We start from the raw sequence: 26811 nt of genomic DNA on the forward strand, positions 1-26811 counted from the left end.
TCAGGCCCCTTTACGGTGAATGGCGAAACGGCTGGCGTACCCTTCCGGATCGGTGCCGTTCCAGACGGTGCCGTCCATCAGCGTGCTGCTGCGGTACGGTGATGACGGTGCGGACATGCCGCCGACCGCGGCGGCGGCATCCTGCCATACCGCAGTCTGGTTAATGCGCTGCGCGATGCCCGCATAGTCCGGCGCGGCTTTGAGCAAGCCCCAGCGGCGGAACTGGGTTAAGAACCACATACCGTCGGAGTGGTACGGGTAGCTGACGGCCCCCTCGTTGAAAAAGCGGATCGGGTGCGCGTCCTGCCAGCGCTGGCCCAGGCCGTTGTCGTATTCGCCGAGCATGCGCCCGGTAAGATACTGTTCTTTGCAGTTGAGCCACGCCCGGCGGGAGAGGATCTGCGCGGTTTCGCGTTTGTTTTCCGGGGATGCCTCGATCCAGCGCGCGGCCTCCAGCACCGCGCTCACCAGCGCCCGCGCGGTGTGCGGATTTTTCTCCACCCAGTCACGGCGCGTACCGAGGATTTTTTCCGGATGATCGGCCCAGATAGACTGCGACGTGGCGGCGGTAAACCCGATGCGGTCGTTAATCGCCCGCGCGTTCCACGGCTCGCCGACGCAGAAGCCCACCATGTTGCCAATGCGCATGTTCATCACCATCTGCGGCGGCGGCACTACTACCGTGCGCACGTCGTCAAAGGGGTTAATGCCCGCGCTGGCCAGCCAGTAGTAGAGCCACATGGCGTGCGTCCCGGTCGGGAAGGTGTGCGCGAAGGTATAGGTTCCCGGCGCTTGCTGCCCGATCAGCGTTTTCAGCCCATCGAGGTCGCGAACGCCCTTCTCTGCCAGATCGCTGGAGAGCGTAATGGCCTGACCGTTCTGGTTGAGGGTCATCAGGTTCGCCATCTGCTGTGGCTTGCCGGCGATGCCCAGTTCCAGGCCGTACAGCAGGCCGTAAAGAATGTGTGCGGCATCAAGTTCCCCCGCCACTAGCTTGTCGCGCACCGCCGCCCAGCTCGCCTCTTTGGTGGGAACAAGGGTGATACCGTATTTTTTATCAAAGCCTTTCAGGGCTGCGATAACCACCGGCGCGCAGTCGGTCAGCGGGATAAACCCGACGCGCACCGTCTCCTGTTCCGGTTTATCCGAGCCTGCCGCCCAGGCGGCCTGCATTACACCCGGTAACAGCACTGCGCCACTCGCCAGCATGCTGGCCTGCAAAAATCGCCGTCTCGACAAATCCGCCATAACCGCTCCCGAAAAAAAGCCAAAAAAAAGCGCCCGCCGTGCCGAAGCACCGCTGGACGCCTTTATCCCGAAGACTGATGCACCGCCGTTGGCGCACCGTCAAAAATGGTTAATTGAATAATGCAAAGCTAATGCCAGGTCTGAAGACTCTGTTTCAGGGCCTGAAGCCGGGTTTTGCCCGCGTTCACGCACCTCAATCAGGCATAAAATGCCCGCTGATTGTGCAGCTACTCCTTAGGTGTTACCTGCCACACGCTCTTCACCGTAAGCAGCGCGCGGGCGATATCCACCATGCGCTGGTTCTTGTCCATCGCCATTTTGCGCAGCGTCGTCCAGGCCTGCTCTTCACTCATATGCTGATGGGTCATAAGCACGCTTTTGGCTTTATCAATGGTTTTGCGCTCCTCAAGCGTATCGCGCAGCGACGCGAGCTGGCGGGACAGCTGCTCTATTTCACGCGCCTGCTGGCGAACCAGGGTCAGCAGCGGTTTATCCGGGTAGTGAGCAAGCGGATCGTCCTCTTCATCCCCAGGAAGCGGGTACGCCTCGTCGCGCTGAATACGCTCATCCACCGCGACCATCAGATCGGCGATGATCGTCTCTTCCAGCGCGCGCAGATGCTCCAGCCGCGCCGTTTGCAGCGCAAACCAGGCGAGCGCGGTATGGCCATTGTCTGCGGCAGGCTGGCGGGTACAGGCCACGCGCCGGAGTTGCTCCGTCTCACGATCGGGCTGGCAGTTGAGTGAGAATATAGTCTGCACGTCAGCCTGGCTGTGGGAGAGAAAGATCTCAAAGCAGGCCTGCTGCCCGTCAATGCGGTCAACCAGCCGCTGGCGCGTCACATCGTCGAAAAAGCCCTGCGTAAAGCCAATCGCCCCCAGGGCCCGCTCCTGTCCTGCCAGCTCTTTCCCCTGCATCAGGCTATAAAGCGCGACGAAACGGCCCGCGATTTGCGGGTCGTCAATGCTGTCATTAAGCTGAGGCACGATACTGAGCAGGTGGCGCAGCATACGGGAGTAGTGCTCCATTGCCTGCGGAGCCGTCAGCGTTTGCCGACTTACACCGTCGCGCAGCGCGGGAAGCGTCTCCAGCGTGAGCAGCGCATTGCCGATACGTTCGCAAACGGCGCTTCCCGGGAAGGCGGAGTGTTTTCCAAGAATGTCATTCAGTGCAGCAAGGTTTTCGTCCACCAGCGCCCGGCTGGCTTTGCATTCAGGCGCGTAGAGCTTACCCTGTGAGCAGAGCCAGACGTTGGACGCCCCGCGCTCGCACTGGAGCATATGCACCAGTTGGCTAATGCCGTGCACCAGCACGTTCAGCTGCGCCAGCCTGCTGAGCTGCTCCCGGCGCATACGCCTTGCGCGCTGGAGCCATTCGGTTGCACCTGGCGAAATGCCGGCCATTAATGTCATGCTTACTCTCCCGGACAGCGAAACTCCGGGTAATTAAGCAATATTCGTGCCTTTTAAAGAACAGGAGTCAACATGCAGAAGATTGTGATCGTCGCCAACGGTGCGGCCTACGGCAGCGAATCCCTTTTCAACAGCCTGCGCCTGGCGATCGCGCTACGCGAAAAAGAGAGCGACCTGGCGTTACGGCTTTTTTTAATGTCGGACGCCGTCACTGCCGGGCTGAAGGGGCAGAAACCAGCAGAGGGCTATAACATTCAGCAGATGCTGGAGATCCTGACCGCGCAAAATGTACCGGTGAAACTGTGCAAGACCTGCACCGACGGGCGAGGCATTACCGGGCTGCCGCTGATCGATGGCGTGGAAATCGGTACGCTGGTGGAACTGGCCGAATGGACGCTGACCGCGGATAAAGTATTAACTTTTTAATAATAAACCCGTAAAAATATTATTTTCTTATGGACGCGGTTTCAGCATCAAGTTTACCTGCGGGGTTGCCGATAGGCATGGAAACAACACAGCAGGTATTTCACTTATGTTCAGATCCATTCGCGCACGCATTATCGCCGCGACGACAGGCTGCCTTGTCGTCGCCCTTCTTCTCAATACCGTTATTAACTTCCAGGTGACGCGCCAGGATAACCAGCAGTCCCAGCGCGATATTCTGACCAGCACCAGCGCCAGCCACAACATGGCGATTGCCGACTGGGTCAAAAGCAAAATGACGGTGATTGCCTCCGCGCAGAGCATCGCACTGGCTGACGATCCCGTTCCGGTATTTAAGCAGCTTGCCCAGGCTGGCGGCTTCACCAACGTCTACGTGGGCTACGCCAGCAAGACGGCGAAATTCTCCGACCCGGCGGGCGTCCCGGCGGATTATGACCCGACCATACGCCCCTGGTACCAGCAGGTGGTGAGCACGGACGGCCCGGTTGTGACGGCGCCCTACGTTGATGCCGGGACCGGGAAGCTGGTGGTGACATTTGCCGTGCCGGTGAAGGAGAATGGCACTCTGAAAGCGGTGGTGGCGGGCGATGTCGCCATGGATAGCGTGGTGGCGAACGTGCGCGGTATCCACCCCACGCCTGCCAGCAGCGGGTTACTCCTGAACACCGACGGCACGGTGATTGCCGCCAACGAGCCGGCCCTGACGCTGAAGCCGTTTGCCGAGACGATCAAAGGCATCGACCTTGCAGCGCTGAAAAGTGGTAACCCGGTCGACGGAACGCTGAATAACGAGGAAAAAACCTTTATCGCCTCAGCCGTGCCGGGCACGAACTGGCTGCTGGTGGTCGCCCTCGATAGCAGCGACGCCACCTCCGGCATGCGTTCCCTGCTGAAAGCGTCGGCGATTTCGCTGGTGATCCTGGCACTCCTGAGCGGCGCTATTGTTCACGTCCTGATTGCACGCCTGCTTAAGCGCCTGTCCGACATTCGCGACGCGATGCACAGCATTGCCAACGGCACCAACGATCTTTCCCAGCGCCTGCCGGACAGCGGCGATGACGAAGTGGCGCAAATTGCGCAGGCGTTTAACGCCTTCAGCGATAAGCTCTCGGTGGTGATGGTCCAGCTTCGCGACGCCAGCGCCTCGGTGAAAAACGCCGCGCAGGAGATTGCGGCAGGCAACCAGGATCTCTCCGGACGTACCGAGCAGGCCGCGTCCAGCCTTCGCGAAACCGCCAGCGCCGTGGAAGAGATAACCGCCTCCGTCACCCAGTCGAATGAATCGGCAGCAGAAGCCAACGACCAGGCAAGCCGGGCCTCTGCGGCCGCAGCGCGCGGCGGTGAAGTGGTCTCGCAGGCCATCAGCACCATGCAGTCCATCGAAGTGGCTTCTGCAAAAATTGGCGATATCACCAGTGTGATCGACGGCATCGCCTTCCAGACCAACATTCTGGCGCTGAACGCCTCCGTCGAGGCGGCGCGTGCCGGTGAGCAGGGGCGCGGGTTCGCTGTGGTGGCCGGCGAAGTGCGGAACCTCGCCAGCCGCAGCGCCCAGGCGGCGAAAGAGATCAAATCGCTTATCGACTCTACCACCGACAGCGTGGCCACCGGCTCGCGCTACGTGCATCTGGCCGGGGAAAGCATGGATGAGATCCGATCCAGCATCGGCAGCGTCTCCGGCATCATGCGCGAAATATCTATTGCGACCAGCGAACAGATGAAAGGCATTCACGAGATCAACCACGCGGTAACCCATCTCGACCGGATGGTGCAGCAGAACGCCGAGCTGGTGGTGCAGTCCGCCGCGGCCGCCAGCGCATTGCAAAGCCAGGCGGGCGACCTTGCTGAAACTGCCGGCCATTTCCGCATTTAATTTTATTTCCGCGCGGGTTTACCGGGTAAAACCCGCGCCAGCTGAATGCTTTCAGGCATTTTGTCATTTTTGTTTAAACGTTATGCCATTTTTTGATCAAAATCAGCATCCCTCGCCTCCCTCTTTGGTGTTATGCAATGAGTATTTTGTGAACAATATCACGCTCGGGATGGGCAAAATCGACGGGGTAAATAAATGGCACTGGTGAAAACAAGTTTGAAACTCTTTGGCGGGGATACGGTGGTGGTGCGTTGCTCAGAGCGCTGTCGTATTCATCTGATGAGTGCGAAAGCACAGAAGCAGTCCCAGGCGGATATTCTGACCGTTCAGGATGATAAGGCCTGGCTAACCGTGCCGTATACCGGCACGTGGGATGTTCTGATCGACAGCCACAGCCAGTCGCTGGAACATTCGGTCAGTTACGTGGCAGCGTAATTTAAACGCCCGGCGAGCCGGGCGTATTCTCAGGCAAAACCCGGTCGCAGCGTGCTGCTGAGCGGGTTCCCTTCCAGCAACGCCTTCACCTTTACCACCAGCTCATTCAGACAATCGTCCTGCATGCCGAGGCGGGTCAGCTCCTGATCGAGGGAGAAGAGATACTGCGCGTTGGTGCCGAGCGGCCCGCTGGCGGCGGCAATTAACGGGGCAATCACCTGCGTGCGGGTGTCCGCTTCATACAGCGGATGGCGCGGATCCATAATAAACACCAGCGCGTTTACGGTGCGTCCGTCGTCAAGCTCCAGCTTGCACCAGCTCGGCATATAGCAGCCGGTGATCATCTCGCGCTTCCAGAGCAGCGTCAGCTCCTCTTCGAGCGTGGCATCCGGCAGGCGATACGCCACGCCCGTGGTGCGCCCGCCCTCTTTCAGTGCAAGCATGCGCCCTGGCTGACAGGCGCTGCCGCGTCCGGCCGTCAGGCGCAGGCAAAATGCGCGGTGCCAGCCGGGCAACGTACCCGTTGCCGATTCAACAAATTCGAGAGCCGGGTTCCACATCAGTGAACCGTAGCCAAAAATCCATACCGGGCCATCATCCGGGCGGCAGGCAAGCGTGGCAGCGAGCGACGCCGCACGTTGTTCAGCTGACCAGAGAAGCGATTCCTCAATAGCACCAAATGCCGTCTTACAATCTGCCTTCATTAAGAAATCACGCGTTAACACTTTACACCTCCGCCACTGCATGCTTCCTTGCGACATCTGTAATTCGCCTTCCCGACATTCTGTGCTGGTCATTTTGCCAGCAGTCAAATAACGATAAGCAATTAGCGGACCAGTTGCAATACAACGGAAGTTCAACCGCCTGAAAAGTCAAAATGAAGGCAGCGAATAATTTCACGGCTATTTCTTTTTATGCCATTTATCATCGTCTCCTTTCTCATAGTCATGTTTTACTGCGGCCCAGGCGACTTTGTGCGCCGTCTCTTCCCGGCTGGCATCATCCCGCCGATCGTCCTTATCTTTGTACTGATCCCATGCGCTGTTAAACGCTTCTTTATAGATATCCTGTGCGTGTTCGGGCAGGACGTTTTTCACGTTATCGGGTAATTCCCGTTTCGTTTTATATGGCATCACTAACCTCTCTTTTGGCTAAAGAGTAATTGTGGACGACGATACGCCATGGTGCCACCCGGCAATAGATACTGATTAAACTAAATTCATAATCCATTGTTATTTAATTACTATTTAAATTAAATATCTTATTACAGGCATCAAGCATGAAAACTATGGCAAAGGGTAAAATTAAGTAAAAAATAAAGGGTGTTTAACAGATTTCTGTTAGTTTAATGCCCTCAAAATCTATCTATAATTACAAGCACCTGCATTGATGGAGAAGCACATGACAGCAACACACGAGGCGGTAAAGACCCGCCACAAGGAGACGTCACTCATTTTCCCGGTTCTGGCACTGGCTGTGCTGCTCTTCTGGGGAAGCAGTCAGTCACTGCCAGTGGTGGTTGGTATCAATATTCTTGCTCTGGTCGGCATCTTAACCAGCGCATTTAGCGTCGTTCGCCATGCGGACGTCCTGGCCCACCGTCTGGGTGAGCCGTACGGCTCGTTAATTCTCAGCCTTTCTGTCGTTATTCTCGAAGTCAGCCTGATTTCCGCGCTCATGGCGACCGGCGATGCCGCCCCAACGCTGATGCGCGACACGCTCTACTCCATCATTATGATTGTGACGGGCGGCCTGGTGGGCTTTTCCCTTCTGCTGGGCGGAGGCAAATTTGCGACCCAGTATATGAACCTGTTCGGTATTAAACAGTATCTGATTGCCCTCTTCCCGCTGGCCATTATCGTGCTGGTCTTTCCGATGGCGCTGCCGGGCGCGAATTTTTCTACCGGTCAGGCACTGCTGGTCGCGCTGATTTCCGCCGCCATGTACGGCGTGTTTCTGTTGATTCAAACCAAAACGCACCAGAGCCTGTTTGTGTACGAGCATGAAGATGACGGCGACGATGATGACCCGCACCACGGTAAGCCGTCGGCCCACAGCAGCGCGTGGCATACGGTTTGGCTGATCGTGCATCTGATCGCGGTTATCGCGGTCACCAAGATGAACGCCAACCCGCTGGAGACGCTGTTAACCGAGCTGAACGCCCCGGTGGCCTTTACCGGTTTCCTGGTGGCGCTGCTGATCCTGTCTCCTGAGGGGCTGGGCGCACTCAAGGCGGTGCTGAACAATCAGGTGCAGCGCGCAATGAACCTGTTCTTCGGCTCCGTGCTGGCCACCATTTCCCTCACCGTACCGGTGGTGACGCTGATTGCCTTTATGACGGGTAACGATCTGCAGTTTGCGCTGGGCGCGCCGGAGATGATTGTGATGGTGGCCTCGCTGCTGCTGTGCCAGATTTCATTCTCCACTGGCCGCACCAATGTGCTGAACGGCGCTGCGCATATGGCGCTGTTTGTAGCGTATTTGATGACGATTTTTGCGTAGCCTTTTTGCCCAGCGGCGCTTCGCTTGCAGGGCCTACGGGTTTTGTAGGCCGGGTAAGCGCAGCGCCACCCGGCAATATGCCCCATAAAAAAACCCGCCGAAGCGGGTTTTTTTATTAGTTGCTGGTATCCAGCTCGTCGAAGCTCTTCACCAGATCGTCAATCGCCTTGATCTGCTTCAGGAATGGCTCCAGCTTATCCAACGGCAGCGCGGAAGGACCATCGCATTTCGCGTTAGCCGGATCCGGGTGCGCTTCAATGAACAGACCCGCCAGGCCGGTCGCCATACCGGCACGCGCCAGCTCGGTCACCTGGGCACGACGACCGCCGGACGCGGCGCCAAACGGGTCGCGGCACTGCAGCGCGTGGGTCACGTCGAAGATCACCGGGGACTGGTTAGAGACGTTTTTCATCACGCTGAAGCCCAGCATGTCCACAACCAGGTTGTCGTAACCGAAGTTAGCGCCACGATCGCACAGAATAATTTTGTCGTTACCGCCTTCGATAAACTTATCAACGATATTGCCCATCTGGCCTGGGCTCACAAACTGCGGTTTTTTCACGTTGATCACGGCACCGGTTTTCGCCATTGCGGCAACCAGATCGGTCTGGCGAGCCAGGAACGCCGGAAGCTGAATCACGTCTACCACGTCTGCCACAGGCTGCGCCTGCCAGGACTCATGCACGTCGGTGATCACTTTCACGCCAAACGTCTGCTTCAGCTCCTGGAAAATTTTCATCCCCTCTTCCAGGCCCGGGCCGCGGTAAGAGTTGATGGAGGAGCGGTTGGCTTTGTCAAAAGAGGCTTTAAACACGTACGGAATGCCCAGCTTCTGGGTCACGGTCACGTAGTGCTCGCAGATACGCATGGCGAGATCGCGGGATTCCAGCACGTTCATACCGCCAAACAGCACGAACGGCAGGTCGTTTGCCACGTTGATATCACCAATGCTAACCACTTTTTGTTTCATAGGATCGCCTTATTCAGGTGTGAATCGGAATTAAGATTAATGCAGTGTAATTTGTTTGTGCGAGATCACGTTGATCTGCGCGCGAATCATTTCGCTAATCGGATCTTCCGGGCACTGCTCGACGAAATAGCTCAGATCGTTCAGCGCCACGTGCTCGCAGTCGAGCTGGGCATAGATAAGCCCGCGGTCGCGTATCTCGTACGGATCTTCCGGATTAAACTGCAGCAGCACTTCGCTGGCACGCAAGGCCAGCTCCATCTGACGCTCTTCCATCAACGCTGACTTCAGCGTATCCAGCAGCTTGCGGATGACTTCGGCGTTGTCGGCTTCGTCGAGATCTTCGTTAAAGAGCTCGGCCACCGGGCTGATGTTGCCCTTCAGCCAGACGTCCAGCGTATGCTCATCCAGCGTGTCGCCATTAAACGGATTAATGAGCCACATCTCACCGTCCAGCCACTCCGCACGCAGGATCATCTGCGTCGGAAAAATGACCGGCACCAGCGGAATATCCAGCCGGTGCGCAACCCACAGCAAAATAGAGCCCAGCGCAACAGCGCTGCCCTGACGATTTTTTAAGACCTGGTCCAGCCATAATGCGTCAGACAGGCGATACACGCCACGCGTGTCGCAGAAACCCCATTCGCCGTAGAAAAGTTCCAGAAGCTTCTCTAATTGCCAGTCCTGCGGGCGCGCCTGATTGATCTCTTCACGCGCCAGGCTGACCAGATTCTCCAGCTCATCGTAGACGTACTGCGACGTAAAATCGTCGCGTATCATCTCCGAAATCAGGATCATGCCATCGCAAAGCGGCACTTTATTAAATTCGAAATCGGCTAAGGACTTCATGACTTACCCCAGTTACGACTGAGCGAACAAGGACGCTCAGGCGCGATAAAACTCAAAACGATGTAGATGATAACGCCAAACTGCCTTTCAGTCAGCCTTACGCCTTTATCAGTAAATGGCAGATACCCGGCATTCAAGCCCACTGCCCCAGCGTCAGGCGTTCGTTGCCGCCGTAGTCGCGGCAGGTTTCGACTGCGGCGTAGCCTGCTTGCGTAAACAGTGACCGCACGGCTTCTCCCTGCGTCCAGCCATGCTCCACGAGCAGCCAGCCGCCAGGAAGTAAATGTTTCCGTGACATTGTCACAATGTGATCAAGATCGGCTAATCCCGCGTTGGCGGCAACGAGCGCCGTCAGCGGTTCGAAGCGAACATCTCCCTGCGCAAGGTGTGGGTCATGTTCGTCGATGTAAGGAGGATTGCTGACAATCATCGCAAATGAGCGATTCTCCAGCGCGGCAAACCAGCTGCTTTGCAGCACCGTCACGTTGCGGAGACCGAGACGTTCCACGTTACGCTGCGCCAGTGCCACCGCGTCGGGCATCACATCCACCGCCGTCACATCGCAATCGGGGCGCTCGCTGGCGAGCGCCAGCGCGATAGCACCTGTTCCCGTCCCGAGATCGAGAATGCTGCAGGGAGCTGTTGGTAAACGCGCCAGCGCCTGCTCCACCAGACATTCAGTGTCCGGACGCGGGATCAGCGTTGCCGCCGAGACGTAAAGCGGTAGCGACCAGAACTCGCGCTCACCGACCAGGTGCGCCACCGGCTCGCCCGTTTTACGGCGGGCAAGCAGCGCGGCGAGCCGTACTTCCTGCTCAGCGGTCAGCAGCGTCTCACCGAATGCCAGCAGGTACGGGCGGGCTTTACCCGTCACATGCTCAAGCAAAATTTCGGCATCACGCTTCGGGCTTTCGCTTTCTGAAAGCTCACCGGCCGCCTCGCGTAACCAGCGCTGAAAATCCATTATTCCTGCTCGGACAGCGCCGCCAGCTGGTCGGCCTGGTATTCCTGCACGATAGGCTCAATCAGCATATCCAGCTTCCCTTCCATCACCTCGTCCAGACGGTACAGGGTCAGGTTGATGCGGTGGTCGGTCACGCGGCCCTGCGGGAAGTTGTAGGTGCGGTTACGGTCGCTGCGATCGCCGCTGCCCAGCAGGTTACGACGCGTAGAGGCTTCCGCCTGCTGACGCTTCGCCATTTCAGCCGCGTGGATGCGCGCACCCAGCACGGACAACGCTTTGGCTTTGTTTTTGTGCTGCGAACGTTCGTCCTGGCACTCCACCACGATGCCGGTCGGCAGGTGGGTAATACGGATGGCGGAATCGGTGGTGTTAACGTGTTGTCCACCCGCGCCGGAGGAACGGAAGGTGTCGATGCGCAGATCCGCCGGGTTGATGTCCGGCAGTTCCGCTTCCGGCAGCTCCGGCATCACCGCCACCGTACAGGCGGAGGTGTGAATGCGGCCCTGAGATTCCGTGGCCGGCACGCGCTGCACGCGGTGACCGCCGGATTCAAACTTCAGACGGCCGTACACGCCGTCGCCGCTGATCTTAGCGATAACCTCTTTGTAGCCACCGTGTTCGCCTTCGTTGGCGCTCATGATCTCGACGCGCCAGCGGCGCGATTCGGCGTAGCGGCTGTACATGCGGAACAGATCCCCGGCAAACAGCGCCGCTTCGTCACCGCCGGTACCGGCGCGCACTTCCACAAACGCGTTACGCTCGTCGTCCGGATCTTTCGGCAGCAGCAGCACCTGAAGCTGCTGCTCCATCTCTTCGGAACGCGCTTTTGCATCCTGCAGCTCTTCCTGCGCCATCTCGCGCATCTCAGGATCGTCGAGCATCATCTGCGCGGTTTCAATATCTTCCTGAACCTGTCGCCAGTCGGTAAAGCATCTAGACACATCACTCAACTGCGCATATTCACGCGAAAGCGCGCGAAAACGTTCCTGGTCCGCGATGGTCCCGGCATCGCCGAGCAGCGCCTGTACTTCTTCATGGCGCTCGTGCAGAGCTTCCAGTTTAGCGACGATAGAAGGCTTCATAGGCGTAAGTGCACCTTGTCTTAGAAAATGGGTATAGGGCGCTATTCCAGCCCGAGGCTGTTGCGCAGAATAGTCAGGCGTTCATCATCCCCGTCACGGGCAGCCTGTTGAAGAGATTTGGTTGGGGCATGGATCAGGCGGTTGGTCAGCTTCCACGCCAGATCCTGCATAATCGCCTGCGCGTCGCCGCCCTGTTCCAGGGCCGCTAACGCTTTGGCAGTCAGGTCATCACGCACCTGCTCCGCCTGCCCGCGGTACTCGCGGATGGTCTCGCTGACGCTTTGCGCGCGCAGCCAGGCCATAAACTCGCTGGTTTCCTGCTCAACGATAGTTTCCGCCTGCACCGCCGCCGCTTTACGCTGGGCGAGGTTGTGCGAAATGATGCTTTGCAGGTCATCCACGCTGTAGAGGTAGGCGTTCGCCAGCTTGCCGACTTCTGGCTCAACATCGCGCGGAACGGCGATATCCACCAGCAGCATAGGCTGATTACGACGCGACTTCAGCGCGCGCTCTACCATCCCTTTACCGATGATCGGCAGCGGGCTGGCGGTAGAGCTGATAATAATGTCCGCCTCCTTCAGGCGTTCATCGATGTCGCTCAGCGCAACCACCTCTGCACCCACTTCATCCGCCAGCACCTGCGCACGTTCGCGGGTTCGGTTCGCGATAATCATCTTTTTCACCTTATGCTCGCGCAGATGGCGCGCCACAAGCTCGATGGTTTCGCCCGCGCCTACCAGCATCACGGTGACGGTGGAAAGGGATTCGAAGATTTGGCGTGCAAGGGTACAGGCCGCGAAAGCAACAGAAACCGCACTGGCACCAATGTCGGTTTCTGTTCGCACACGCTTCGCCACGGAGAAGGACTTCTGGAACATGCGCTCCAGCTCGCTGGCCTTCAGATGCCCTTTTTGCGAATCCGCAAACGCTTTTTTCACCTGCCCCAGAATCTGCGGCTCACCGAGCACCAGCGAATCCAGCCCGCTGGCGACGCGCATCAGATGGCTGACCGCATCATTATCCTGATGCCAGTACAGGCTGTTACGCAGTTCGTCTTCGTTAAGATTGTGGTAGTCGCATAGCCAGCGGATCAGCGCGTCGTGCAGGTTATCCTGCTCTTCCACGCTTAAATACAGCTCGGTACGGTTGCACGTCGAGAGCACCACGCCACCCTGCACCATCGGCTGTGCAAGCAGGCTGTCCAGCGCCAGGTCAAGCGTATCCGGCGAAAACGTAACGCGTTCTCGCAGCGAAACCGGGGCCGTTTTGTGGTTGATGCCGAGTGCTAATAGGGTCATGTTGAGCGGGAGTAGTACCAGCGTTAATAAGGTTAGCAGGACGCATCATACAGGATGCGCGAGATCAATAAAAGAGACCGCCTCCTTTCGGAGTAATAGGTTACTCAACGCTTTGAGATAATTTGAACGTAGACGGTAGCACTGCGGGGCGCTAGCATTAACAGTTATAACTGCAACGTATCTCAAGGATTTGTCCTCATTATGACCCGACTGATTCGCCTGCTGCCGCTGGCGGCACTGGTTCTGACCGCCTGTACTGTCACCCAACCAAAAGGCCCGGGCAAAAGCCCTGATTCACCGCAGTGGCGTCAGCACCAGCAGGACGTCCTTAATTTGAAGCAGTACCAGACGCGGGGCGCCTTCGCCTATCTCTCTGACGAACAAAAGGTTTATGCCCGCTTCTTCTGGCAGCAAACGGGGCAGGACAACTATCGCCTGCTGCTGCTGAACCCACTGGGCAGCACCGAGCTGGAGCTTATCGCCAAACCGGGCGAAGCGCAGATCACCGATAACAAAGGCCAGCACTACACCGCGACCGATGCCGAAGAGATGATTGGCAAGCTGACCGGGATGCCTATTCCGCTGAACAGCCTGCGCCAGTGGATCCTCGGCCTGCCGGGAGAAGCAACCGACTATACGCTCGACGATCAGTATCGTCTGAGCCAGGTCAACTACACCCAGAACGGCAAAACCTGGAAAGTGGTGTACAGCGCCTATGACAGCAAGAGTAAACCGTCGCTGCCATCGAACATGGAACTGACCCAGGGCAGCCAGCGCATCAAGCTGAAGATGGACAACTGGATCGTTAAATGATGACCCACTGGCCTTCTCCGGCGAAGCTGAACCTGTTTTTATACATCACCGGCCAGCGTGCTGACGGGTATCACACCCTGCAGACGCTGTTTCAGTTTATTGACTATGGCGACACGATCTCCATTGAACTGCGCCAGGACGGGCAGATTTGCCTGCTAACGCCGGTCGACGGCGTGGCGCATGAAGACAACCTGATCGTGCGCGCCGCGCGTTTGCTGATGAACGCCGCCGCGGAATCGGGGCGTCTGCCGGCGGGAAGCGGTGCGGATATCCGCATCGATAAGCGTCTGCCAATGGGTGGCGGTCTCGGCGGGGGCTCATCCAACGCCGCCACCGTGCTTGTTGCGCTGAACCACCTCTGGGGCTGCGGGCTGTCGACGGATGAACTGGCTGCTTTGGGCCTAACGCTGGGCGCAGATGTCCCGGTGTTTGTTCGCGGTCACGCGGCCTTTGCCGAGGGCGTGGGCGAGATCCTCTCCCCGGTTAACCCGCCGGAAAAATGGTATCTCGTTGCCCACCCCGGCGTGAGCATTCCGACCCCGGTCATCTTTAAAGATCCTGACCTGAAAAGAAATACCCCGGTACGGTCAATAGAAACGTTATTAAATTGTGAATTCAGCAACGATTGCGAGGATATCGCAAGAAAACGTTTTCGCGAGGTTGATGCGGTGCTTTCCTGGCTGTTAGAATACGCGCCGTCGCGCCTGACTGGTACAGGGGCCTGTGTCTTTGCTGAATTTGACACCGAATCCGCCGCTCGTCAGGTGCTTGAGCAAGCGCCGGATTGGCTGCATGGTTTCGTAGCGCGCGGGATGAACACTTCCCCGCTACAGCAGGCAATTCTGGCGCAGACTGAGTTTCGGTGACAACGTCACCCTGTTCCAGACGTTGCATCGCGCTCTTTAATACACCGCCTGGATAGCCTTTGCCTGGCCCGCACAGTTTACGGCGAACGCTATCCACCACTGGACGCATGCCTGAGGTTCTTCTCGTGCCTGATATGAAGCTTTTTGCTGGTAACGCCACCCCGGAACTAGCACAACGTATTGCCAACCGCCTGTACACTTCCCTCGGCGACGCCGCTGTAGGTCGCTTTAGCGACGGCGAAGTCAGCGTACAAATTAACGAAAATGTACGCGGTGGTGATATTTTCATCATCCAGTCCACCTGTGCTCCAACGAACGACAACCTGATGGAACTGGTTGTTATGGTCGACGCCCTGCGTCGCGCTTCCGCAGGCCGTATCACTGCTGTAATCCCTTACTTCGGCTATGCTCGTCAGGACCGTCGCGTCCGTTCCGCGCGTGTGCCAATTACCGCTAAAGTTGTCGCTGACTTCCTGTCCAGCGTCGGCGTTGACCGCGTACTGACCGTTGACCTGCACGCAGAGCAGATCCAGGGCTTCTTCGACGTCCCGGTTGATAACGTATTCGGCAGCCCAATCCTGCTGGAAGACATGCTGCAGCTGAACCTGGACAACCCAATCGTGGTTTCTCCGGACATCGGCGGTGTGGTACGTGCCCGTGCTATCGCTAAGCTGCTGAACGATACCGACATGGCGATCATCGACAAACGCCGTCCGCGCGCTAACGTTTCTCAGGTGATGCACATCATCGGTGACGTTGCTGGCCGCGACTGCGTGCTGGTTGACGACATGATCGATACCGGCGGCACGCTCTGTAAAGCCGCCGAAGCGCTGAAAGAGCGTGGTGCCAAGCGCGTATTTGCTTACGCGACTCACCCGATCTTCTCCGGTAACGCGGTGAACAACCTGCGCAACTCCGTCATTGACGAAGTTGTGGTATGCGATACCATCCCACTGAGCGACGAGATCAAGGCACTGCCAAACGTGCGTACCCTGACCCTGTCCGGGATGCTGGCCGAAGCGATTCGTCGTATCAGCAACGAAGAATCCATCTCTGCAATGTTCGAACACTAATCGAACACGGCCCAAAAACCCGCTGCGGCGGGTTTTTTTGTCTCTGGGTTTTATTTGTATGATTAATGCCTCCTTCACCTGCCATTCACATGACAGATGATGCGCATACGGATGATAGATAATTGTGAAAAACGTAGCCTCCTCACATGTTCTGCCCTTTCGCGCCCTCATCGACGCCTGCTGGAAAGAAAAGTACACCTCGTCACGTTTTGTCCGTGACCTGATTGCCGGGATCACCGTCGGCATTATTGCCATCCCGCTGGCGATGGCGCTGGCGATTGGCAGCGGCGTTGCGCCGCAGTACGGTCTGTACACCTCGGCCGTTGCCGGGATCGTTATTGCTCTGACGGGCGGCTCGCGCTTCAGCGTCTCCGGCCCGACCGCCGCCTTCGTGGTGATCCTCTACCCGGTTTCGCAACAGTTTGGTCTGGCGGGCCTGCTGGTTGCCACCCTGATGTCCGGCCTTTTTTTAATTCTGTTTGGCCTGGCCCGCTTTGGTCGGTTGATTGAGTACATCCCCCTTTCCGTCACGCTCGGGTTCACCTCGGGGATTGGGATCACCATCGGAACCATGCAGATCAAAGATTTCCTCGGCCTGCAGATGCCCCACGTACCGGAGCACTACCTGCAAAAAGTGGGGGCGCTGTTTATGGCGCTGCCGACCGCCAACCTGGGCGACGCCGCCATCGGGATTGTGACGCTCGGAACGCTGATCGTCTGGCCTCGCCTCGGTATTCGCCTGCCGGGCCATCTGCCCGCGCTGCTGCTGGGCTGCGCGGTGATGGCCATCGTCAATATGTTCGGTGGCCATGTCGCGACTATCGGCTCGCAGTTCCACTATGTTCTGGCCGACGGCTCGCAGGGTAGCGGTATTCCGCAACTGTTACCTCAGCTGGTGTTGCCGTGGGACATGCCGGGCTCCACTTTCACACTGAGCTGGGATTCTCTGCGCGCATTGCTGCCCGCCGCGTTCTCGATGGCGATGCTGGGGGCGATTGAATCTCTGCTCTGCGCCGTCGTGCTCGACGGTATGACCGGTACCAAACACAAAGCCAACAGCGAACTGGTCGGTCAGGGGTTAGGCAACCTCATCGCACCGTTCTTTGGCGGTATTACCGCAACGGCAGCCATCGCCCGTTCTGCGGCAAACGTGCGCGCGGGGGCGACCTCCCCCGTTTCGGCGGTTATCCACTCCGTGCTGGTGATCCTCGCCCTGCTGATCCTCGCCCCGCTGCTCTCCTGGCTGCCGCTTTCCGCCATGGCCGCCCTTCTGCTGATGGTGGCCTGGAATATGAGTGAGGCGCACAAGGTGGTTAACCTGCTGCGTCGCGCGCCGAAAGACGACATCATCGTGATGCTGATCTGCATGTCGCTGACCGTGCTGTTTGATATGGTTATCGCCATCAGCGTCGGGATCGTACTCGCTTCCCTGCTGTTTATGCGCCGCATCGCGCAGATGACGCGCCTTTCCCCGGTTAACGTAGAGGTGCCTGACGATGTGCTGGTGCTGCGCGTGATTGGCCCGCTGTTCTTCGCCGCGGCGGAAGGTCTGTTCAGCGATCTGGAGTCCCGCATCATGGGCAAACGGGTTGTGGTGCTAAAATGGGATGCCGTACCGGTGCTGGATGCTGGCGGCCTGGATGCCTTCCAGCGCTTTGTGAAACGTCTGCCGGAAGGCTGCGAGCTGCGGGTGAGTAACCTCGAATTCCAGCCCCTGCGCACCATGGCGCGCGCGGGCGTGCAGCCAATCCCTGGCCGCTTATCCTTCTACCCTAACCGGGAAGCCGCGTTAGCGGATCTGTGAGTTACCCGATGCAGAGAAACGTCTCTGCATCATCACCCCGATCGCCTGCTGGAGCCATGCAAGCACGGCAGGCGTCATCCACGTCCCTTTCATCAGATGCGGTTCCTGCTGCATGGCAGCGCGAAACTTTTGCTGGGTCTCCGGGTTCGTCCCTGCGTACGACTGGAATAACGTCAGCCAGTTTTCCGCCAGCTCTTGCGCCTCCTCCGCAGCAGGATCGAGATTTTCCCGCTGTGCCTGATGCAGCTTCGCCACCAGTGGTGGCCACTCCATCATGCGGTCAAAGTAGTGCGCCCGGGTAAAGGCCATCTCTTCGGTAGTGAGGTATTTCTCCCATATGCTGAGCTTAGATTCCGCAAACGCGCGCGTGATGTAATCGGTCATCTCCGGCGTGATGCCGGTCTGCTCGCGCATTTGAGGCTCCACGCTGTGCATCTCGTTCAGGCGGGTGAGAAACTCCGGCCTGCCCGCCGTGTCCTGCTCCAGGCGTTCCATCCAGCGGGTCGCCAGATCCATCGCCCGCGTGTCAGCAACGGGTATATCCTGTTCCAGCAGCGCGTTGGCCTCTGCCACCAGCCCTGACCAGATAGCCGACAGCGCGTCCTTCTGCACCGCAAACGGCAGCTGCTGTAACTCTTCTTTGCTAAACCAGCGATCGTACATATTCATCAACTCCAGAGTCTGTAGCCAGGATTCCAGATCCGGCGTCGCATCATCGGTAAGCCCGGTACGCAGCTCCACCAGCCGGTCTCGCAGCGTGTGTATGCTGCGCAGCTGTTTATCCAGCAGCGTGATTTGCGCATCGAGTAGCTCGGTTAACGACAGCGACTCCTTTTCCAGAAAGTCCCTGATTTCAGCAAGTTCCAGCCCCGCTTTTGCCAGCGCCTGGATCATGTGCAGTCGCTGCACATCCGCCAGGTTGTAAAGCCGGTAACCTGCCGCGCTTCTGGCAGAAGGCAGCAGCAGCCCTGTTTGCTCGTAGTGATGCAATGTCCGCACGGTGATACCGGCTCGTTTCGCCAGTTCACCCACCTGAATCAACATAACTGCTCCTTTTTTCGTTGCCAGTGCCGCCACTCTGGAGCCTTACGTTACGTGAGGGTCAATATGCTATGCAAAAAAAAACGACTCCAGATGGAGTCGTTTCGGTATTCTGTATCGGGCACTAGCTGTGCTTATGCTGGTCACGGCGGCAGCGTTTATCGTAATGGCGCACCCACCAGTATTTATCGCAGACTTCCTCATGTCCGCTCACACGCGCCCCGGCAAGCCACAACACCGCACCGAGGAAGATGCTCAGTACCGCGCCATGCGCGAAGTATTGCGGGAGATCAAGCTGCGGCAGCTGGTTTAAAATGGAATAACCCACGCCGACTACCATCACGAAGAGCCCCAACCCCATCAGCACGTTACCGAGTAACGAAGCGTTTTTGCGTTTCATGTGTCACCTCCGGAACTTTGGGTTGTCAGGGGAAAAGCCCCTAATCCTTGTGTGTAAAGTATAGACAACGCCCCTTTTATGAGTTGCGTGAATGATCACAATTACAGATAACTCCCAGACAAAAATTTACAAATAACATGTTGAACAGCTTGAAATTCTAATTGTTCAGATAAGTAATTATTTGTATTTCGCTGTTACGATCGCAGAATTTTGTCAAGCGGCGCGCCAGACAGTAAACTACGCGCCAGATCTGGAACCCATTAGGAATTGAATCGTGACGATTAAACTGATTGTCGGCCTCGCCAACCCGGGCGCAGAATATGCGGCCACCCGCCACAATGCCGGGGCATGGTACGTCGATCTGCTGGCCGAACGGTTACGTGCTCCCCTGCGTGAAGAACCAAAATTCTTCGGCTATACCTCACGTGTCAACCTTGCTGGCGCGGATGTTCGCCTGCTGGTGCCCACCACCTTTATGAACCTGAGCGGCAAAGCCGTGGCGGCGATGGCAACGTTTTATCGCATCAATCCGGATGAAATTCTGGTGGCTCACGATGAGCTGGATCTCCCGCCCGGCGTGGCAAAATTCAAACTGGGCGGCGGGCACGGCGGCCATAACGGTCTTAAAGATATCATCAGCAAGCTGGGTAATAACCCGAATTTCCACCGTTTGCGCGTGGGAATCGGTCATCCGGGCGATAAAAACAAAGTTGTCGGTTTCGTACTCGGTAAGCCCCCGGTTTCTGAGCAGAAACTGATTGACGAAGCGGTAGACGAAGCGACGCGCTGCACCGAAATCTGGCTGAAAGACGGGTTAACGAAAGCGACAAACCGCTTACACGCTTTCAAAGCGCAATAATCCGCCCGATACGGCTTTTTTACCGCGCGTCATGCGGGTTACGTGTATAATAGGCGTAGTTATTTACTTTTCATCAATCGGTTATCGTTAACGGATTGATTATCAAGATATTAAGGTGATTTAGAAATGGGATTCAAATGCGGTATCGTCGGTCTGCCAAACGTGGGCAAATCCACCCTGTTTAACGCGCTTACTAAAGCGGGTATCGAAGCGGCGAACTTCCCGTTCTGTACCATCGAACCGAACACCGGCGTGGTGCCAATGCCGGACCCGCGTCTGGACCAGCTTGCGGAAATCGTGAAGCCGCAGCGCATTCTGCCAACCACCATGGAGTTCGTGGACATCGCGGGCCTGGTAAAAGGTGCCTCCAAAGGCGAAGGTCTGGGTAACCAGTTCCTGACCAACATTCGTGAAACCGAAGCGATCGGCCACGTTGTGCGCTGCTTCGAGAACGACAACATCATCCACGTAAACAACAAAGTGGATCCGGCTGACGACATCGACGTCATCAACACCGAGCTGGCGCTCTCTGACCTCGACACCTGCGAACGCGCGATTCACCGCGTGCAGAAGAAAGCCAAAGGCGGCGACAAAGACGCGAAAGCGGAACTGGCTGCGCTGGAAAAATGTCTGCCACAGCTGGAAAACGCGGGCATGCTGCGCGCGCTGAAAAACCTGACTGAAGAAGACAAGGCGGCGATCAAATACCTGAGCTTCCTGACCCTGAAGCCAACCATGTACATTGCCAACGTTAACGAAGACGGTTTCGAGAACAACCCGTACCTGGACAAAGTGCGTGAAATCGCAGCGGCGGAAGGTTCTGTGGTTGTGGCGGTTTGCGCTGCCGTTGAATCCGACATCGCCGAGCTGGACGACGCCGACCGTGAAGAGTTCATGGCCGAGCTGGGTCTCGAAGAGCCGGGCCTGAACCGCGTGATCCGCGCGGGCTACGAGCTGCTGAACCTGCAGACCTACTTCACCGCTGGCGTGAAAGAAGTGCGTGCGTGGACGATTCCTGTGGGTGCGACTGCACCTCAGGCGGCTGGTAAGATCCACACCGACTTTGAGAAAGGCTTTATTCGCGCGCAGACTATCGCGTTTGAAGACTTTATCACCTACAAGGGTGAGCAAGGTGCGAAAGAGGCAGGCAAGATGCGTGCGGAAGGGAAAGATTACATCGTTAAAGATGGCGATGTGATGAACTTCTTGTTTAACGTTTGATTTGTTTTGAATGAAAAAAATCCACGCTTTGGCGTGGATTTTTTATTGCGGGGTTAAAACACATTTTCCAATAGTTCTGTTTTCATGCTGGGTTCAAAAGAAATGATCTCAACAGTCGCAAGCTTTAACCTCTGAAAAGGATCCTCGCGTAAGCGCTCCTCAAGAGAGGCAAGACTCTCACACTTAGCGAGAATGACACCGCCGTTTCTTGGGATCCGTCTACCGGACGCCAGGAAAATCCCATCTGCATACACTTTTTTAGCCACTCAACATGAGCAGGTATCGCTGCATCGATTTCTTCGAATGGTTTTATATAGGTCATAATGACAATGTAAACCGTGCTCATCTTTTGCCTATCAGTTTTTTTTAGTCGTTTGTTGGAACCGCTTATGCAGCTCCTCTTTTGCCCCCCGGTATTGTTATAACGTTTATGTGTATTTTAATCTTAATACGCGGGTCAGGATTGGGACAACACGTTATGCATCGTAGGAAAAAACCAATCATGCCAGCCGTTTTTTACCGCATAGCTACAAACAATGACGACTTCCCTTGGAAGAGTGAGTTTTAAGCAATAAAAAAAGTCCCTTGGGGAGGTGCAGACAAATATACTTTTTCACAGAGTTCATTGAAGTTTGTCAAAACGGCTGGTAACGGCTTTTGTTCATTTAATACAAGGACTAATTAACGTGTTGAATCTAACATTACATAGTCTAAAATTGACATGCCGAAAGTATATTTTTACCCTTTGGCGATCACGACGCTCCTATAATCTGTTTCATTTTTTATCCAGAACATTTCATCTTGAGGTAACGATCCATCACTGCAGAAATCAACAAGTTCGCCGAACCAACCATCAGGAACATATTTGTGATAATGCATACTCTCAACATATTCAGAATATAGTCGCTTACTTTCAAAGTCTATAAATAAATCCGGCATTAGATCATATATATCCCACCAGGTTGTTTTTTCTGAAAGCCTATTGTAAAACGCCTCAGCTATATCATCCTTATCGTGTAAATAACCATCTTTAATTAAGTTATCAATGAATGTCTGCGCGTTTTTTTCATTTACTACTGGTATGTCATATCTTTCCTTATGGATATCCTGTAGGTTTATTTCTACCCCGTTTTTCACAAAATCGTCTACCCATTTAACTCTGTCCAAAACCCACATTTCTTTAAAGGCAACGAACCAATAAAATCTTCCTTCGTTCTTTACTATTACAAGGAGTTCATCATCTTTATTAACATTCATATAGTAACCTATTTTACATTCCCCGAGCCTGGAATCGCTACTTCTTCAAGCCATTCTGCCCATATTGATGGTAATTCATACGATCTACCTGGCGTTGTCGGATCGACACGCTTAGGAGCTAACCCACCTTGATTTAACGGATTAGTACGATAACCGGCCTGAGGTATTGCACTTTCTTCTATGAAATCCGCCATCCACTTAGGAACTTTAAAGGAGACAATTTCTGCATTACCACCTCTAATATCAAGGAAATGCTGAGCATGCGAGCTATCTCCAATACTGATATTTAAGGTTCCACGCTGAATTTTTGGGTTATTAGCAGAATCTAATTTGATTCTGACCCGACTTGCATTTGGTGGCGTTCCCCCTTGAACCCTAAATATAGACTCAGTTGCATTGGGATCCCCTCTCTTACATAGACCCAGCGGATCTATCCAACCTAATGGGTTAGGAGCATAGCTGTAAAGATTTAACCCACCATATAGCCCTATCGGGTCCTGCTGCGTAAACCTTCCGCAGTCCGGGTCATAATACCGGAACAGATTGTAGTGCAGCCCTGTCTCACGGTCCAGGTATTGCCCCTGCATACGCAGGTTCTGAGAATATCCTGATACCTGCGTCTCGCTTTCCCGCAGCAGCTTGCCCCAGGCGCTGTTCACCCCTTCCCAGCGCACCTGCCCTTCGATATCCGTCATCCGCTCCGGCGTGCCGTTCGGCTGGCAGTGGAACCAGAAAATCTCCGGGGCATCAACGCCGTCAATACGCGCCAGCGGGTCATAGCTGTCCTGATCGCTGTAGACGTAGGTGAGCGGCACATCTCCGTGCACCTCCTGCAGCAGGCGAAATCCTTCCCAGACAAACCGGGTGGTGACCGGCTTGCCGGCTGGCTGTCCGCCCAGCATCTGGCGTCGCGTTTTGCTGATGCGTCGCCCGAGCGGGTCGTAGCGGAAGCTGACCTGCGTCTGCGGCCTGTTGCGGTCCCGCGGCTGGCTGATGACCTCCGTCAGGCGATGCTCGCCGTCATAGCGGTAGTGCCAGCGGGTCTGGCCGTTATCCTTCTCCACGGTACGGCCGTGGATGTCATAGCGCCAGCGAATGCCGTTCAGCTGCGTCAGGCGGTTGTGCGTGACCTTCTCAGCAGAGCCTTCAAGCGGGTTACCGGCAGCATCCCAGCGCCATTGTTCCTGGCCTGGCAGCGTACCGTCCTGAACCAGCAGACGCCCGGCGCTGTCGTACTGCCAGCGGTACCAGCTGAACGGGTTATCGTCCCGCTCTTCCCGCACCAGGTTATTGCGGTAGTCATAATCCCAGCGGCGGGACCAGCGGCGCGGCGACGGGCGCTGGGCATTGCCGGTAAAAACGTCCCGGCGATGCAGGCGTCCAAGACGGTCGTATTCGCTGCGGGTGGTCAGCAGACCCTGGGTGCGGCTGGTCTCGCGGTGAAGTTCGTCGCGGGTAAAATCGGAAACCGAGAGCTTATCCAGAGCAATGCTGAGCAGATGCCCGCTGCCGTAGTAGAACTGCTTCAGCTCGCGACCATCGGGCAGCGTGACGGAGGTGCGGTTGCCCAGCGCATCATACTCCCACGCCAGCTCGCCGTGCTCGCCCGCTTCGCGGGTGACGCGACCGAGTGCGTCATACTCAAAGGCAAGCTCCTGCTCTGCCTCGGTGGTCCACGCGTCGGCTGAAAGCGCAGGATGCAGCCCAATCCGGCTTAACAGCCCGGACGGAGTGTAGTGATAGCGGGTCTGCCCTTCCGGCGTGGTGCGGGCGACCAGCTGGCCGCTCGCGCTCCAGGCGAAGGCGTGGGTGATGGCCTCCGGATGACCGGCGGCAAACGTGCGTGCTATTGTGCGCCCGCAGGCGTCATAGCGATACTGCGAGGCTACGCCATCCAGCCCCACCTCTTCCAGCAGCAGCGAGTCCGCGCCCCAGTGGAACTGATACGCTTCGCCGTTTTCGTTTTCAAGGGCAATCAGACGCCCGCGGCTGTCCCAGCGGCGACGGACCTCTTCACCCTGGGTATTACGGGTGGCGGTTAAGCGCCCGGCCTCATCGTATCTGAACTCACTTTCTTTCCCGTCGGCGGCAGCATGCTTCACCGGCAGGCCACGTTCGTTCCATTTGAGCGACTCCGTCCAGCCTTCCGGTCGGTCGAGCTGCACCGGACGCCCTGCGGCGTCGTAGCGGTAACGCGTCTCTTCACCATCGGCGCTAATCTCAGCTACCAGCCAGCCCAGCGGGTGATAGCGATAGCGGGTAATACGCCCGGAACAGTCCGTCGAACGTACGATCTGCCCGGCCTCGTTGTACTCCTGATAGCGGCTGTTGCCTGCGGCATCGACCTCTTCTACAACCAGGCCAAACTCATCCCGTCGCAGCAGCGTCGTCTGCCCCATCGGATCCACCACGCGCTTCAGCCCGTGGTGTTCGTCGTACCAGAACCGGGTGGCGCTGCCGTCGGCTTCAATAATGGCCGCAGGAAGCGCGCGGTGTTCCAGCCAGGTGGTGGTGCGGGTGTTGCCGTCGGCGTCGCTCTCCTGAACCCGGTTGCCCATTTCGTCGTAGACGAAGGTGACGGCGTTTCCGAGCGGATCGATGCGACGCGTCAGAAGTTCATTCTCATCCCACTCGTAGCACCAGTTTTCACCGCGCTCGTCAACGTAGCGGACAATCAGATTTTGCGCGTTCCAGTAGTGGCGGCGCGTCTGACCGTCGTAGTGTTCGACGGTCGTCAGCCCGGCTGCTAAATCATAGCTAAAGCGGCAGCCGTCACCGGTGCTGGTGCGGTTTTCCACCACGCGCCAGTGATCGAATTTTTTCCAGCGGTATTCGCTCTCCAGACCGCCCGGCATCCGGTGCCAGACCATCAGGCCGTGGTCGTTATAGCGGTATTCACGCGTCACCACGCCGGATGCGTCCGTCGCGCTCGCCAGCTGGCCGCGCGCGTCGTAGCCCCACTGCATCAGTGGCCAGGTTTGGTTGCCGTCGAAATGGCTGGCTGCGGTAACCCGCTGCGGGAAACGTTCATCCTCATAGCGCAGGGTGACGTCGATAGCCCGCGGCTCGTCGTGAAGACCGATCAGCCTGCCGTGCTCGTCCCACGCCGTCAGCAGCGCGTTGCCGTATTCATCGCTGAGGGAGGCCAGACGCAGGATGGAGGGGTTCGCCCGGGTTGGTTTATACAGACGCCACACCGCGCCGTCATCGTCGGCAATCGCCACGTCGCCGCTCTCATTACGGCGGATAATGATGCCTTCGCTGATGCTGTAAAAAGCCTGGTCGACAGGCGGCAGTTCAAAGCTCAGCTCGCGCCCGGTTTCATCGAACCAGGTCGCATTGTTATCTTCCAGCGTCAGATAGCTGTCAAAGGTTGTAGCCCAGCCCAGACCGAATAGCCCTTCGCGGGTGGTCAGGCTGTTATAGCTGCGCTGCCAGCGCAGCGGGAAGCGCCCCGGCAGCGAGAAATCGAGCTCGTCGTCGTCATTCAGCACCTTCACGCCGGTGGCGGCGTGAACCGGGTGCGAGGATCCGAACACGGCATTCACCGCCATATCGGCCAGCATCCCACCGCCAGCCGCTGCCAGCGCGCAGGGCATGTTTTTGAGGATCTTGCCCGGGCGCCCGCGCAGCAGGGAGAGCGCAATCATCCCCAGCGCCAGGCCCGGCGTTTTACCGCTTTTAATATCGCGGACCGTGAGCGTGTCCCCGCCGATGATCACGTTCGGGGAGACATCGTCAGAAACGGTGCCTTCGCAGGTGGTGCGATCTTTTGCACGCACCGCGGGCTGCCCGTTGATAAAGACGCTTTTAGAGCCTTCCGCCAGGTACTGCGGCCCGGAGTGTTTTTCACACGCCACCTTATCTTCTTCCAGCGGCGAGGTTCCCGCGGCGGCAGAGGCCACGCTCGGCTGCCACATTTCGCTACCAAACTGTCCGGCGGCGGAAAGCAGCATGCCCGCGTAATCGGCAAAGCTGCCCGGCGACTGCGGCTCAGGGGAAGGGGTATCGGCGGGCGTGAGCGTTCCTGCCGCGCGTGCGGCGGGGATAGCATTGGTGAGAACGTTATTTGAACCGGTGGTGATTTTACCCGCAGGTGACGGCGGGAAAAGCGCATTGCCTAATCCTTCCGCGGCGTTGCTGATATCGTCGGTAATACCCGCCACGTTCGCCAGCACGCCACCGATAATCCCGCTTAACAAACAGCTGGATCCAATTGCCGCCACGCCTGCGGCGGCAGCACCCGCACCGAGTAGAGGCGCGGCAGCCGTTGCCGCCAGCCCTACCGCCGCGCCAATCACCGCATAGGCGGCACCTTCCGCCACAATGCTGGTGATGTCAGCAAAAATGCTGGAGTGAATAATCTCGTCGCCCTTACGAGCCGCGTTGTTATCGCTCATGCC

At 57.1% G+C, this 26811-nt stretch carries 23 protein-coding genes and 2 pseudogenes; 10 read left to right on the forward strand and 15 right to left on the reverse strand.

Annotated features, from left to right (window positions below):
* Nucleotides 1-1248, reverse strand: coding sequence for a CmpA/NrtA family ABC transporter substrate-binding protein (locus tag ACR42C_RS13180; RefSeq protein WP_320721062.1), 1248 nt, complete (start codon nt 1246-1248; stop codon nt 1-3).
* 227 nt (nt 1249-1475) lie between these two features.
* Nucleotides 1476-2660, reverse strand: a complete 1185-nt coding sequence (gene nasR, locus ACR42C_RS13185) for a nitrate regulatory protein NasR (protein WP_192985093.1) — start codon at nt 2658-2660, stop codon at nt 1476-1478.
* 72 nt (nt 2661-2732) lie between these two features.
* Between nasR and ACR42C_RS13190 the strand changes: the two genes are divergently transcribed.
* The 3 genes from ACR42C_RS13190 (at nt 2733) to ACR42C_RS13200 (ending at nt 5412) form a co-directional block, all read left to right on the forward strand.
* Nucleotides 2733-3086 carry a DsrE/DsrF/TusD sulfur relay family protein gene (locus tag ACR42C_RS13190; protein WP_116339382.1) on the forward strand — a complete coding sequence of 118 codons (354 nt, stop codon included), beginning with the start codon at nt 2733-2735 and terminating at the stop codon, nt 3084-3086.
* 106 nt (nt 3087-3192) lie between these two features.
* A complete protein-coding gene (locus ACR42C_RS13195) occupies nt 3193-4977 on the forward strand; it encodes a methyl-accepting chemotaxis protein (protein WP_479984200.1) in 1785 nt (594 codons plus the stop codon).
* 195 nt (nt 4978-5172) lie between these two features.
* Complete coding sequence (locus ACR42C_RS13200) at nt 5173-5412, forward strand: DUF1883 domain-containing protein (RefSeq protein WP_013096243.1); 240 nt, start codon at nt 5173-5175, stop codon at nt 5410-5412.
* A 29-nt stretch (nt 5413-5441) separates the two neighbouring features.
* Here the strand turns inward: ACR42C_RS13200 and ACR42C_RS13205 are convergent, their stop codons facing one another.
* Together ACR42C_RS13205 and chaB are read right to left on the reverse strand one after the other, a co-directional pair.
* Nucleotides 5442-6137, reverse strand: a complete 696-nt coding sequence (locus tag ACR42C_RS13205; protein ID WP_227441613.1) for a gamma-glutamylcyclotransferase — start codon at nt 6135-6137, stop codon at nt 5442-5444.
* A gap of 177 nt (nt 6138-6314) precedes the next feature.
* Nucleotides 6315-6545: a putative cation transport regulator ChaB gene (gene chaB / locus ACR42C_RS13210; protein ID WP_014884191.1), complete on the reverse strand. Its 231-nt coding sequence runs from the start codon at nt 6543-6545 to the stop codon at nt 6315-6317.
* Nucleotides 6546-6813: 268 nt separating this feature from the next.
* Between chaB and chaA the strand changes: the two genes are divergently transcribed.
* Nucleotides 6814-7914, forward strand: coding sequence for a sodium-potassium/proton antiporter ChaA (chaA, locus tag ACR42C_RS13215; protein ID WP_316379643.1), 1101 nt, complete (start codon nt 6814-6816; stop codon nt 7912-7914).
* A 115-nt stretch (nt 7915-8029) separates the two neighbouring features.
* Here the strand turns inward: chaA and kdsA are convergent, their stop codons facing one another.
* From kdsA to hemA, 6 genes and pseudogenes are all read right to left on the reverse strand, one after another.
* Nucleotides 8030-8884, reverse strand: coding sequence for a 3-deoxy-8-phosphooctulonate synthase (gene kdsA / locus ACR42C_RS13220; protein ID WP_116339376.1), 855 nt, complete (start codon nt 8882-8884; stop codon nt 8030-8032).
* A gap of 36 nt (nt 8885-8920) precedes the next feature.
* A complete protein-coding gene (gene sirB1, locus ACR42C_RS13225) occupies nt 8921-9730 on the reverse strand; it encodes an invasion regulator SirB1 (RefSeq protein ID WP_479984201.1) in 810 nt (269 codons plus the stop codon).
* Between the two features lie 41 nt (nt 9731-9771).
* A pseudogene (locus ACR42C_RS13230) lies at nt 9772-9855 on the reverse strand (siroheme synthase); the annotation flags it as partial.
* 8 nt (nt 9856-9863) lie between these two features.
* Nucleotides 9864-10694 carry a peptide chain release factor N(5)-glutamine methyltransferase gene (prmC, locus tag ACR42C_RS13235; protein ID WP_316379641.1) on the reverse strand — a complete coding sequence of 277 codons (831 nt, stop codon included), beginning with the start codon at nt 10692-10694 and terminating at the stop codon, nt 9864-9866.
* Nucleotides 10694-11776 (reverse strand): peptide chain release factor 1, encoded by a 1083-nt coding sequence (prfA, locus tag ACR42C_RS13240; RefSeq protein WP_479984202.1) that lies wholly within the window; start codon nt 11774-11776, stop codon nt 10694-10696. The genes prmC and prfA overlap by 1 nt, the downstream gene beginning before the upstream one ends.
* Before the next feature lie 41 nt (nt 11777-11817).
* Nucleotides 11818-13074: a glutamyl-tRNA reductase gene (gene hemA / locus ACR42C_RS13245; RefSeq protein ID WP_021240361.1), complete on the reverse strand. Its 1257-nt coding sequence runs from the start codon at nt 13072-13074 to the stop codon at nt 11818-11820.
* Between the two features lie 201 nt (nt 13075-13275).
* Between hemA and lolB the strand changes: the two genes are divergently transcribed.
* The 4 genes from lolB to dauA all read left to right on the forward strand — a co-directional run bounded on the left by lolB (nt 13276) and on the right by dauA (nt 17630).
* The gene (lolB, locus tag ACR42C_RS13250; RefSeq protein WP_028013462.1) at nt 13276-13887 is read left to right on the forward strand and encodes a lipoprotein insertase outer membrane protein LolB; all 612 of its coding nucleotides are present in this window, start codon (nt 13276-13278) and stop codon (nt 13885-13887) included.
* On the forward strand, nt 13884-14753 hold the full coding sequence (gene ispE, locus ACR42C_RS13255; RefSeq protein ID WP_479984203.1) for a 4-(cytidine 5'-diphospho)-2-C-methyl-D-erythritol kinase: 870 nt from the start codon (nt 13884-13886) through the stop codon (nt 14751-14753). Before lolB ends, ispE begins: the two co-directional genes overlap by 4 nt.
* 125 nt (nt 14754-14878) lie before the next feature.
* Nucleotides 14879-15826 carry a ribose-phosphate diphosphokinase gene (gene prs / locus ACR42C_RS13260; protein ID WP_003856663.1) on the forward strand — a complete coding sequence of 316 codons (948 nt, stop codon included), beginning with the start codon at nt 14879-14881 and terminating at the stop codon, nt 15824-15826.
* A gap of 124 nt (nt 15827-15950) precedes the next feature.
* Entirely contained in the window at nt 15951-17630 is a 1680-nt protein-coding gene (gene dauA, locus ACR42C_RS13265) for a C4-dicarboxylic acid transporter DauA (protein ID WP_116339368.1), read from the forward strand.
* On the opposite strand, the gene ACR42C_RS13270 is transcribed toward dauA, so the two are convergent.
* Both ACR42C_RS13270 and ychH read right to left on the reverse strand, forming a co-directional pair.
* On the reverse strand, nt 17616-18674 hold the full coding sequence (locus ACR42C_RS13270; RefSeq protein WP_479984204.1) for a MerR family transcriptional regulator: 1059 nt from the start codon (nt 18672-18674) through the stop codon (nt 17616-17618). The two genes, dauA and ACR42C_RS13270, sit on opposite strands and share 15 nt — an antisense overlap.
* A 121-nt stretch (nt 18675-18795) precedes the next feature.
* A complete protein-coding gene (gene ychH / locus ACR42C_RS13275) occupies nt 18796-19071 on the reverse strand; it encodes a stress-induced protein YchH (protein ID WP_008499505.1) in 276 nt (91 codons plus the stop codon).
* Between the two features lie 274 nt (nt 19072-19345).
* Between ychH and pth the strand changes: the two genes are divergently transcribed.
* Both pth and ychF read left to right on the forward strand, forming a co-directional pair.
* A complete protein-coding gene (gene pth / locus ACR42C_RS13280) occupies nt 19346-19930 on the forward strand; it encodes an aminoacyl-tRNA hydrolase (protein WP_479984205.1) in 585 nt (194 codons plus the stop codon).
* Between the two features lie 126 nt (nt 19931-20056).
* Entirely contained in the window at nt 20057-21151 is a 1095-nt protein-coding gene (gene ychF, locus ACR42C_RS13285; RefSeq protein ID WP_010432886.1) for a redox-regulated ATPase YchF, read from the forward strand.
* Nucleotides 21152-21204: 53 nt separating this feature from the next.
* Here ychF and ACR42C_RS13290 read toward each other — a convergent pair.
* The 3 genes and pseudogenes from ACR42C_RS13290 to ACR42C_RS13300 form a co-directional block, all read right to left on the reverse strand.
* Nucleotides 21205-21497 (reverse strand): annotated as a pseudogene (locus tag ACR42C_RS13290) (YciI family protein).
* Nucleotides 21498-21889: 392 nt separating this feature from the next.
* Entirely contained in the window at nt 21890-22408 is a 519-nt protein-coding gene (locus tag ACR42C_RS13295) for a hypothetical protein (protein ID WP_395312982.1), read from the reverse strand.
* A gap of 8 nt (nt 22409-22416) precedes the next feature.
* Nucleotides 22417-26808, reverse strand: a complete 4392-nt coding sequence (locus tag ACR42C_RS13300) for an RHS repeat-associated core domain-containing protein (protein ID WP_479984206.1) — start codon at nt 26806-26808, stop codon at nt 22417-22419.
* Between the last annotated feature and the right edge of the window lie 3 nt (nt 26809-26811).

The sequence above is a fragment of the Enterobacter sp. MG-EB028 genome (assembly GCF_056673305.1).